This is a genomic window from Burkholderia sp. COPS (genome assembly GCF_019425585.1).
GTDB classification, from domain to species: domain Bacteria; phylum Pseudomonadota; class Gammaproteobacteria; order Burkholderiales; family Burkholderiaceae; genus Burkholderia; species Burkholderia cepacia.
In genome coordinates this window covers 1-10,575 of record NZ_WIXR01000048.1, presented here as the reverse complement: position 1 = coordinate 10,575, position 10,575 = coordinate 1, and the positions used below count along the sequence as shown (strand labels likewise).

Sequence of the window (10,575 nt, the reverse complement as noted above, 5' to 3'; positions counted from 1 at the left end):
GTACAACCCGATGGGCCTGCCCATCGGCATCACCGACGCCAGCGGCAAGACCAGGCAGCTCGAGTACAACGCCAACGGCCAGCTCACCCGCTACGTGGACTGCTCGGGCAAGGCCAGTACGTGGGCCTACGACGAACGCGGCCAGATGATCCAGTTCACTGACGCGGCCGGACAGGTCATCCGCTATCGCTACGAGGCCGGCCAGCTCGCCGCCATCCGCCATGCCGACAACAGCGAAGAACACTTCGAGCGCGATGCCGAAGGCCGCCTGCTGACCCACGTCGACGCACTGGGGCGGCGCACCGAATGGAACTACACCGAGGCCGGGCTGCTCGCCAGCCGGGTGGACGCGGCCGGCCAGACCCTGCGCTACCGGTGGGACAAGCTCGGCCAGCTCACCGCGCTGCGCAACGAAAACGGTCGCGACACCGAGTTCCACTATGACCCGATGGGGCGCCTGCTGGCCGAAACCGGCTTTGACGGCGTGACCACGCGCTACGAGTACGAGGAAACCACTGGCAAGCTGGCGCGCGCGGTGGACGGGCAACGCATCACCGCCTACACCTTCGACGCCATGGGCCGTCTTGTAGAACGCCGTGCGGCGCTGCAAACCGGCGATGCCGAACCGGGAGAGAAGGATTGGCAGCGCGAGCAGTTTGCCTATGATTTCAATGGCAACCTGGCGCTGGCGACCAATGCCGACAGTCGCCTGCAATGGTTCCACGACGCGGCCGGCAACCTGGTGCGCGAGCATCAGCACTACATCAGCCTGGGCAAGCCGCTGGTGGCGGTATGGCAGCACGAATACGACGCGCTCAACCAGCGCACGGCCACCGTGCGCCCGGACGGGCACAGGGTAAGCTGGCTCACCTACGGCAGCGGCCACCTGCTGGCGCTGCAACTGGACGAGCGCGAACTGGTCAGCTATGAGCGCGACGACCTGCACCGCGAGGTGGCGCGCCTGCAAGGCAACCGCCTGCTACAGACGCAGCAGTGGGATGCACTCGGCCGCCTGAGTGAACAGGTGCTCGCTCACGAGGCCAAGGGGCCGCCCGGGCAAACCGCTGGCGGCAGCCGTCTGCTGGTGCGTCGCTACCGCTACGATGCCAGCGGCCAGCTCACCGATATCAACGACACGCGGCGCGGCCAACTGGCCTACCGCTACGATCCGGTGGGGCGGCTGTTGGAGGCACAAAGCCGCCTCGGCCATGAAACCTTTGCGTTTGACCCGGCCGGCAACCTGATCGATCCGGCAGAGCAGCGCGAGGCCGAGCGCCAGCGCATGCCGCGCATCAAGGCGCTGGACAACCTGCTCAAGCAATACGCCGGTACCCACTACCAGTACGACGCGTGGGGCAACCTCGGCAAGCGCTGGCACCAGGGCAAGGAGAGCCGTTTCACCTGGGACCTGTTCGACCGCCTCACGCACTACGAAGACGAGCGGCTGCAGGCAGACTACAGCTACGACGCCCTCGGCCGGCGCCTGACGAAGCACAGCAAGGCCCACTACGAGGAAAGCCGCGAAGCCGGGCGGCACTGGAACCGTGCCGAACGGGTGAAGCGCAACCGCGACCTGCAATGCGGCTTCACGCTGTACGGCTGGGACGGCGACACGCTGGCGTGGGAGAGCAAGATCGCCGACGAGGATGGCTTCGGCGCGCGCACCACGCACTATGTCTACGAGCCGGGTAGCTTCGTGCCGGTGGCGCAGGCGGTGAGGCAGGACGCCATCCTTCTGCTTGACCAGCCGGAGTACGGCGACTACTACCGACAGGACGAAGACCCGCTGTGGATGCCACCGCCGCCCGCGCCACTGATAGATGGCTTAGCCTGGTATCAGTGCGATCACTTGGGCACGCCGCAGGAGCTGACCGATGAGCACAGCGAGATTGTGTGGAGTGCGGAGTATCGCGCGTGGTGCGCGGTCAAGGAGGTCGTTCGCAAAGCATCCGGTGGGCGCGTGGAAGTGCGCAACCCGATCCGGTTCCAGGGGCAGTACCATGACCACGAGACGGGGCTGCACTACAACCGGTTTAGGTACTACGATCCGATGGTGGGGCAGTACGTCTCACAGGATCCGATTGGTCTCCTCGGTGGAATTAATGCGTACGCATATGTCAACGGAAATCCTCTGGCATATATCGACCCACTAGGACTAGTGCGCCAACTTGACCCCAATGGAGCAGAGTGCCAACAGCTGAAGAGAAAGATTCAGAACAAGAAGTCTGATATCAATAAGCGGATATGCGAAGTAAAGACCAATCCGCTTGACCTTCCGTATTATCCACCGTACCGTGGTGCACTACCGAGAATGAGCGTGCAAGGGCATGAAGACATCATTCGAGATTTGAAGGACGGTCTTGCCGATGATGAAGCGTTGTATGCTGAAAAATGTGGCGGAGGCGGAACGGGTTCGGCACCAGTAGCCTCGACAAGTACACAGGCTGCTGTGCCGCCCTCGGATAATGATGCTGTCAAAGCAGTGGGGGCTGGGGTCATCGCTTATTGGATCATCAGCGTCGGGTCGCGACTCTTCCCACCACGTAATCTGATCCCGGTACCGTAATTTTGGCGGCCAGGACCGGCCCTATAAGCGGGCGTTCGTTCTATCCGCTTCAGTATTGGTGGCAAGTGAGGCAGACATGCTAATTGAACGTGCGGAATACAACGACGAACTATCACTGTCAACGAACCTTGAGGGGGGGATATTTAGGTATTGCTCATTCAAGGAAATTACGTTGGATGGGAAAAGTGTAGACGCCGTTTTTCTATCGTGTGAATTGGAGGAACTGAATTGGTATTGGGGGTTGTTTAATGGTTGTCTCTTCGTAGATGCTAGAATTGTCAATTGTACGTTCTATGGAACAAATTTTTTTAATTGCCGTTTCTTGAACTGTGAGTTCGTCGGTTGTCGGTTCGAAGAAGATAACTTTCAGTCCCCATGTGGCTTTGAGGGCTCCCAGTGGTTTGGAGGCAAGGCAATTGGATGCAACGGATTGCCGCAACACGCTTTCTCTACGCCGTGAGCTTGTCCTCATACACATCCATTGGAGATGGTTAATCGATCCCGGGAACGCTTGGCTGAAGCAATGAGCAGCCACCGAATCATCACAGGAAAATAATGACCACGACGAAGAAAACGTTGCAGGAGGTCTTTGATGCCTACAAACGGCACCCGGAGTTTCTTGGGTTGAACATCGAAGACGTGAACCAGCGCGGTGCTCTTGACAGCACACTGTCGCACATTGCTTGACGCACCGGGGGAATTTCACGAGGTTCGTTCACGACGGGAGCTTGTGCTGATTCTCGCGCCTCCATTCCCGAGTTCCAGACCGTTTTCACCCCATCCCGGGAGACATCGTGAAAAAGCCCGATGCGAGCAATCGCATCGGGCTTTTTCACGTACGGAGACGGGCGCTTACGCGATCCGCTTCGCGAGTTCGACGGCCTTGCCGATGTACGACGCAGGCGTCATCGCGAGCAGGCGATCCTTCGCATCCTGCGGGATCGCGAGCGTGCCGACGAATTCCTGCAGCGCTTCGCGCGTGATGCCCTTGCCGCGCGTCAGTTCCTTCAGCTGCTCGTACGGGTTCTCGATGCCATAGCGGCGCATCACCGTCTGCACCGGCTCCGCGAGCACTTCCCAGCAGTTGTCGAGATCTTCGTTCAGGCGCTGCGGGTTCACTTCGAGCTTGTCGAGGCCGCGGATCAGCGAGTCGTATGCGAGCAGCGAATAGCCGAGCGCGACGCCCATGTTGCGCAGCACCGTCGAGTCGGTCAGGTCGCGCTGCCAGCGCGACACCGGCAGCTTGTCGGCGAGGTGGCGCAGCGTCGCGTTCGCGAGGCCGAGGTTGCCTTCCGAGTTCTCGAAGTCGATCGGGTTGACCTTGTGCGGCATCGTCGACGAGCCGATCTCGCCGGCCTTCGTCTTCTGCTTGAAGTAGCCGACCGAGATGTAGCCCCACACGTCGCGGTCGAGGTCGAGCAGGATCGTGTTCGCGCGTGCGACCGCGTCGAACAGCTCGGCCATGTAGTCGTGCGGCTCGATCTGGATCGTGTACGGGTTGAACGTGAGCTTCAGGCGGTTCTCGATCACGTCGCGCGAGAACGCTTCCCAGTCGAATTCCGGATACGCGGACAGGTGCGCGTTGAAGTTGCCGACCGCGCCGTTCATCTTGCCGAGGATCTCGACCTTCTCGATGCGCGCGATCGCGCGGTCGAGACGGGCCGCGACGTTCGCGAGCTCCTTGCCGAGCGTCGTCGGGCTGGCCGGCTGGCCGTGCGTGCGCGACAGCATCGGCTGGTCGGCCAGCGCGTGCGCGAGCGCGACGAGGCGCTGGTGGACCGTGCGCAGCGCCGGCACGATCACGTGTTCGCGCGCGCCGGCGAGCATCATCCCGTGCGACGTGTTGTTGATGTCCTCGGACGTGCACGCGAAGTGGATGAATTCGCTGGCCTTCTCGAGTTCTTCCTGGCCCTTCACCGATTCCTTCAGCCAGTATTCGACGGCCTTCACGTCGTGGTTCGTCACGCGCTCGATTTCCTTGATGCGCGCGGCGTCGTGGGCGGTGAAGCGCTCGGCGAGCTGCAGCAGGAACTGCTCGGAGGCTTCCGAGAAGCGCGGGACTTCCGCGAAGCCGGCGCGCGACAGCGCGATCAGCCAGTGCACCTCGACGGTGACACGGTGGCGCATGAAGGCGGCTTCGGAGAGCCAGTCGCGCAGCGCTTCGGTCTTGCTGGCGTAGCGGCCGTCGATGGGCGAGAGCGCGGTGAGGGCGAAAAGCGTATCGGGACGAGTGTCGGACATGATCGGGCGGGCTTTGAGGGCCGGGTCGAGCGAGGAGGGAGAATCCGGCATTTTACCATCGGCGCGGGACGATTCCGGCCGCGCCCGGCGAGCCGCCGCCGCCGCGTGCCGACGCCATGCCGGCGCCCGCATCCGGCCGCGCGCCGGGCCGCTTGTGTAGCCGCCGGCCGGGCCCGCCCGCCGGTAGAATGCAGGCTTCTTCCCGACCGCCGCCCGCCGCGCCCGCCTGCATGGAACTGAAATGGCTCGAAGACTTCGTTTCGCTCGCGGAAACGCGCAGCTTTAGCCGGTCCGCCGAGCTGCGGCACGTGTCGCAGCCGGCGTTTTCGCGGCGCATCCAGGCGCTCGAGGCATGGCTCGCGACCGAACTGATCGATCGTTCGGTCTATCCGACGCGGCTGACGCAGGCCGGGCAGATCTTCTACGAGCAGGCGCTGACGATGCTGTCGCAGGCGCACGAGGCGCGCACGCTGCTGCGCGGCCACGTCGGCGCGCCGGTGCCGACGATCGAGTTCGCGGTGCCGCACACGCTGTCGCTCACGTATTTCCCGCGCTGGCTGCAGCGGATCGAGGCGAAGATGGGCCAGGTCCACACGCGGCTGCGCGCGCTGAACGTGCACGACGCGGTGCTGTCGCTCGTCGAGGGCGGCTGCGATCTCGTGATGGGCTACCACCACCCGAGCCACCCCGTCGCGCTCGACCCGGCGCGCTACGACATGCTGATCCTCGGCAGCGAGCCGATCAGCCCGTTCTCGGCGCCGGGCCGCGCGGGGCGGCCGCGCTATACGCTGCCCGGCACGGCCGACGCGCGCGTGCCGTACCTGTCATATACGCCGAACGCGTATCTCGGCCGGATGACGGAGGTCATCGTCGCGAATGCGTCGACGCCGCTGTTCCTCGATCGCGTCTATGAAACCGACATGGCCGAAGGGTTGAAGGCGATGGCGCTCGCGGGCCACGGCATCGCGTTCCTGCCGCACAGCGCGGTCGAGGATGCGGTGGCGGGCGGCCGCCTGATCCGGCTCGACCGGTCGGTGCGCGGCGGCGCGCATCCGTTCACGCTGACGATGGAGATCCGGCTGTACTGCGACAAGCTCGCGCTGCAGGGCGACGATCCACGACAGAAGCTCGTGCGTGCGCTGTGGGACGTCGTGCGCGACGAACTGCGCGAATCCGCGGGTTAACCGTGGGCGGTTAACCGTCGATCGTCCGGCCCGGCCGGCTGACGTCGGGCCTGCGGTGCCTGTCGGGCACCTTGCCCAGCCGCCGGCCCGCGCCCGCGCAACACGATTTTTCAGGCACGCGATGCACGGCCGATCGCGGGCGTTCTTGCGCAAATCGACCGCGGATTTGCGAAAAATCGCGATCATGCAAGAAACGCATAATCGAATAAGCAAACGGCATTGGATAAAAAAAACGGGTTTTTCGACAATGTGCGCACTTCGTTGAACGTTGGAGCATCCATGTCTTCGCAACAGCAGTCCATCCCGTCCTACCTGCACGCCGACGATCTCGGCCCGTGGGGCAACTACCTTCAGCAGGTCGATCGCGTCGCGCCGTACCTCGGCTCGCTGTCGCGCTGGCTCGAAACGCTGAAGCGTCCGAAGCGCATCCTGATCGTCGACTGCCCCATCGAGCTCGACAACGGTACCGTCGCGCACTTCGAAGGCTATCGCGTGCAGCACAACGTGTCGCGCGGCCCGGGCAAGGGCGGCGTGCGCTACCACCAGGACGTGACGCTGTCGGAAGTGATGGCGCTGTCGGCATGGATGTCCGTGAAGAACGCAGCAGTGAACGTGCCGTACGGCGGCGCGAAGGGCGGCATCCGCGTCGACCCGCGCAAGCTGTCGCGTGGTGAGCTCGAGCGCGTCACGCGCCGCTACACCAGCGAAATCGGCATCATCATCGGCCCGAACACCGACATTCCGGCACCGGACGTCAACACCAACGAACAGGTGATGGCGTGGATGATGGACACGTACTCGATGAACCAGGGCCAGACGTCGACCGGCGTCGTGACCGGCAAGCCGATCGCGCTCGGCGGTTCGCTTGGCCGCAAGGAAGCAACGGGCCGCGGCGTGTTCGTCGTCGGCTCCGAAGCGGCGAAGAAGAAGGGCCTGGAAATCGAAGGCGCGCGCATCGCGGTGCAGGGCTTCGGCAACGTCGGCGGCATCGCGGCGAAGCTGTTCCAGGAAGCGGGTTCGAAGGTGATCGCGGTGCAGGATCACACGGGCACGATCTACCAGCCGGCCGGCCTCGATTCGAACAAGCTGCTCGACCACGTTGCCCGCACGGGCGGCGTCGCGGGCTTCGAAGGCGCGGAGCCGATGCCGAACGACGAGTTCTGGACGGTCGAAACCGACATCCTGATCCCGGCGGCACTGGAAAACCAGATCACCGAGAAGAACGCAGCGAAGATCCGCACGAAGATCATCGTCGAAGGCGCGAACGGCCCGACGACGACGGCGGCGGACGACATCCTGACCGCGAACGGCGTGCTCGTGATCCCGGACGTGATCGCGAACGCGGGCGGCGTGACCGTTTCGTACTTCGAGTGGGTGCAGGATTTCTCGAGCTTCTTCTGGACGGAAGACGAGATCAACCACCGTCTCGAGCGCGTGATGCGCGAAGCGTTCTCCGGCGTGTGGGCGGTCGCGGAAGAGCACAAGGTGTCGGTGCGTACGGCGGCGTTCATCGTGGCGTGCAAGCGCATCCTGATGGCGCGCGAAATGCGTGGCCTCTACCCCTGATCATTGACTATGATCCATTCATGACGCAATCCACCCGGTTGCGGATATGAACCTTCGCGGGCGGTGCCGAATCCGGCATCGCCCGCGCGCGCATTCGGGGCGCCTGGAGCCGGGAGGAAGGCTTTGCCAGGGGCGCTGCGACGTGCGGTAAACAACAGTACTTTCAAAAATATTACTTTGATACACTGGCGCGGGTTTTAGCCAAGGAGATGACCAAAATGAAATACCAAAAGGCAGTCCTGATGGTCGCGGCGCTTTGCGCGTTCGCAAGCGGCGCGCATGCTCAGGAGACGGGCACGCTGAAGAAGATCAAGGACACGGGCGTGATCGCGCTGGGCCATCGCGAATCGTCGATTCCGTTCTCCTACTACGACCAGAACCAGCAGGTGGTCGGCTATTCGCGCGAATTCCAGCTGAAGGTGGTCGACGCGGTGAAGAAGAAGCTGAACCTGCCGAACCTGCAGGTGAAGAACATCCCGGTCACGTCGCAGAACCGCATCCCGCTCGTGCAGAACGGCACGGTGGACATCGAGTGCGGCTCGACGACCAACAACACCGAGCGCCAGCAGCAGGCTGCGTTCTCCGACACGATCTTCGTGATCGGCACGCGCCTGATGACGAAGAAGGATTCGGGCGTCAAGGATTTCGCCGACCTGAAGGGCAAGACGGTCGTGACGACTGCCGGCACGACGTCGGAGCGCCTGCTGCGCAAGATGAACAACGACAAGCAGCTCGGCATGAACATCATCAGCGCGAAGGATCACGGCGATTCGTTCAACACGCTGGAATCGGGCCGCGCGGTCGCGTTCATGATGGACGACGCGCTGCTCGCGGGCGAGCGCGCGAAGGCGAAGCAGCCGGGCGAGTGGGTGATCGTCGGCACGCCGCAATCGGAAGAAGCGTACGGCTGCATGATGCGCAAGGGCGATACGGACTTCAAGAAGGTCGTCGACGACGCGATCTCGCAAGTCGAGAAGTCGGGCGAAGCCGCGAAGATCTACGCGAAGTGGTTCGAGAACCCGATCCCGCCGAAGGGGCTGAACCTGAACTTCCCGCTGTCCGATTCGATGAAGAAGCTGTACGCGAACCCGAACGACAAGGCGCTCGACTGACCGCACGGCCGTTGAAGCAGAAATGACGCTAATGAGACGGAAGAGGCCACGCTTCTTCCGTCTCTTTTTGCTGGAGTCTTGCCCATGTCTTACCACTGGAACTGGGGCATCTTCCTGAGCCCCGTGTCGACCGGCGAGCCGACGACTTATTTCGGATGGCTGATGTCCGGCTTCTGGGTGACGATCGAAGTGTCGCTCGTCGCCTGGGTCATCGCGCTGATCGTCGGATCGCTGTTCGGCGTGTTGCGCACCGTGCCGAACAAATGGCTGTCCGCGATCGGCACCGTGTACGTGTCGATCTTCCGGAACATTCCGCTGATCGTGCAGTTCTTCGTCTGGTATCTCGTGATACCCGAGCTGCTGCCTGCGTCGATCGGCACCTGGATCAAGCAGTTGCCGCCCACCACGCAGTTCTTCACCGCGTCGATCATCTGTCTCGGCCTGTTCACGGGCGCACGCGTGTGCGAACAGGTGCGCTCGGGGATCAACGCGCTGCCGAAGGGCCAGCGCGCCGCCGGGCTCGCGATGGGCTTCACGCAATGGCAGACGTACCGTTACGTGCTGCTGCCCGTTGCGTACCGGATCATCGTGCCGCCGCTCACGTCGGAATTCCTGAACATCTTCAAGAACTCCGCGGTCGCGTCGACGATCGGCCTGCTCGACCTGTCCGCGCAAGCGCGCCAGCTCGTCGACTACACCGCGCAGACGTATGAATCCTTCATCGCGGTGACGCTCGCCTACGTGATCATCAACCTCGTCGTGATGGCGTTCATGCGCTGGATCGAAGGCCGCACGCGGCTGCCCGGCTATATCGGAGGCAAGTGATGCATCAGTTCGACTGGAGTAGTATTCCCGGCGCGATACCGACGCTGTGGACGGGCGCGATCGTCACGTTCAAGATCACGCTGATCGCGATCGTTGTCGGCATCGTCTGGGGCACGCTGCTGGCGCTGCTGCGGCTGTCCGGCGTGAAGCCGCTCGCGTGGTTCGCGAAGGCGTACGTGACGGTGTTCCGCTCGATCCCGCTCGTGATGGTGCTGCTGTGGTTCTTCCTGATCGTGCCGCAGGTGCTGCAGGGCGTGCTCGGGCTGTCGCCGACGATCGACATCCGGCTTGCATCGGCGATGGTCGCGTTCTCGCTGTTCGAAGCCGCGTATTATTCCGAGATCATCCGCGCCGGTATCCAGGCGGTGCCGCGCGGGCAGGTGAACGCCGCGTTCGCGCTCGGCATGAACTACGCGCAGGCGATGCGCCTCGTGATCCTGCCGCAGGCGTTCCGCGCGATGGTGCCGCTGCTGCTCACGCAGGCGATCGTCCTGTTCCAGGATACGTCGCTCGTGTACGTGATCAGCCTCGCGGACTTCTTCCGCACGGCCGCCAACGTCGGCGATCGCGACGGCACGACCGTCGAGATGGTCCTGTTCGCCGGCGCATGCTATTTCGTGATTTGCTCGTTGGCGTCTGCTCTCGTCAAGGGTCTCCAGAAAAAGGTCACAAGATGATTTCCATCAAGAACGTTTCGAAGTGGTACGGCCAGTTTCAGGTCCTCACCGACTGCACGACCGAGGTCAAGAAAGGCGAAGTGGTCGTCGTGTGCGGCCCGTCGGGCTCGGGCAAGTCGACGCTGATCAAGACCGTGAACGGCCTCGAGCCGTTCCAGCAGGGCGAGATCCTCGTGAACGGCCAGTCGGTCGGCGACAAGAAGACGAACCTGTCGAAGCTGCGCTCGAAGGTCGGGATGGTGTTCCAGCATTTCGAGCTGTTCCCGCACCTGTCGATCACCGAGAACCTGACGCTCGCGCAGATCAAGGTGCTCGGCCGCGGCAAGGACGAGGCGAACGAGAAGGGCCTGAAGCTGCTCGACCGCGTCGGCCTGAAAGCGCACGCGCACAAGTTCCCGGGCCAG

Annotated in this window: 9 protein-coding genes; 8 read left to right on the top strand and 1 reads right to left on the bottom strand. The window is 63.2% G+C overall.

The window, feature by feature from the left end; genetic code table 11:
- Together FOZ70_RS31455 and FOZ70_RS38285 are read left to right on the top strand one after the other, a co-directional pair.
- Window positions 1-2,566 (top strand): RHS repeat-associated core domain-containing protein (locus tag FOZ70_RS31455; protein WP_219707507.1); only part of this gene is annotated, 2,566 nt, incomplete at its 5' end.
- A 555-nt stretch (window positions 2,567-3,121) separates the two neighbouring features.
- On the top strand, window positions 3,122-3,253 hold the full coding sequence (locus FOZ70_RS38285) for a hypothetical protein (protein ID WP_258025782.1): 132 nt from the start codon (window positions 3,122-3,124) through the stop codon (window positions 3,251-3,253).
- A 165-nt stretch (window positions 3,254-3,418) separates the two neighbouring features.
- Here the strand turns inward: FOZ70_RS38285 and purB are convergent, their stop codons facing one another.
- A complete protein-coding gene (gene purB / locus FOZ70_RS31445) occupies window positions 3,419-4,807 on the bottom strand; it encodes an adenylosuccinate lyase (RefSeq protein WP_060219463.1) in 1,389 nt (462 codons plus the stop codon).
- 230 nt (window positions 4,808-5,037) lie between these two features.
- On the opposite strand from purB, the gene FOZ70_RS31440 reads away from it, so the two are divergent.
- From FOZ70_RS31440 to FOZ70_RS31415, 6 genes are all read left to right on the top strand, one after another.
- Window positions 5,038-5,991 (top strand): LysR substrate-binding domain-containing protein, encoded by a 954-nt coding sequence (locus FOZ70_RS31440; RefSeq protein WP_059484606.1) that lies wholly within the window; start codon window positions 5,038-5,040, stop codon window positions 5,989-5,991.
- A 279-nt stretch (window positions 5,992-6,270) separates the two neighbouring features.
- Complete coding sequence (locus FOZ70_RS31435; RefSeq protein WP_021163078.1) at window positions 6,271-7,557, top strand: Glu/Leu/Phe/Val dehydrogenase; 1,287 nt, start codon at window positions 6,271-6,273, stop codon at window positions 7,555-7,557.
- A 218-nt stretch (window positions 7,558-7,775) separates the two neighbouring features.
- On the top strand, window positions 7,776-8,669 hold the full coding sequence (locus FOZ70_RS31430) for a glutamate/aspartate ABC transporter substrate-binding protein (protein WP_048026334.1): 894 nt from the start codon (window positions 7,776-7,778) through the stop codon (window positions 8,667-8,669).
- 84 nt (window positions 8,670-8,753) lie between these two features.
- Entirely contained in the window at window positions 8,754-9,494 is a 741-nt protein-coding gene (locus FOZ70_RS31425; RefSeq protein WP_027788374.1) for an amino acid ABC transporter permease, read from the top strand.
- Window positions 9,494-10,171 (top strand): glutamate/aspartate ABC transporter permease GltK, encoded by a 678-nt coding sequence (gene gltK, locus FOZ70_RS31420; RefSeq protein WP_042977589.1) that lies wholly within the window; start codon window positions 9,494-9,496, stop codon window positions 10,169-10,171. The genes FOZ70_RS31425 and gltK overlap by 1 nt, the downstream gene beginning before the upstream one ends.
- On the top strand, window positions 10,168-10,575 hold a 408-nt coding region (locus tag FOZ70_RS31415; RefSeq protein WP_219707505.1), incomplete at its 3' end, for an ATP-binding cassette domain-containing protein. The genes gltK and FOZ70_RS31415, both read left to right, overlap by 4 nt.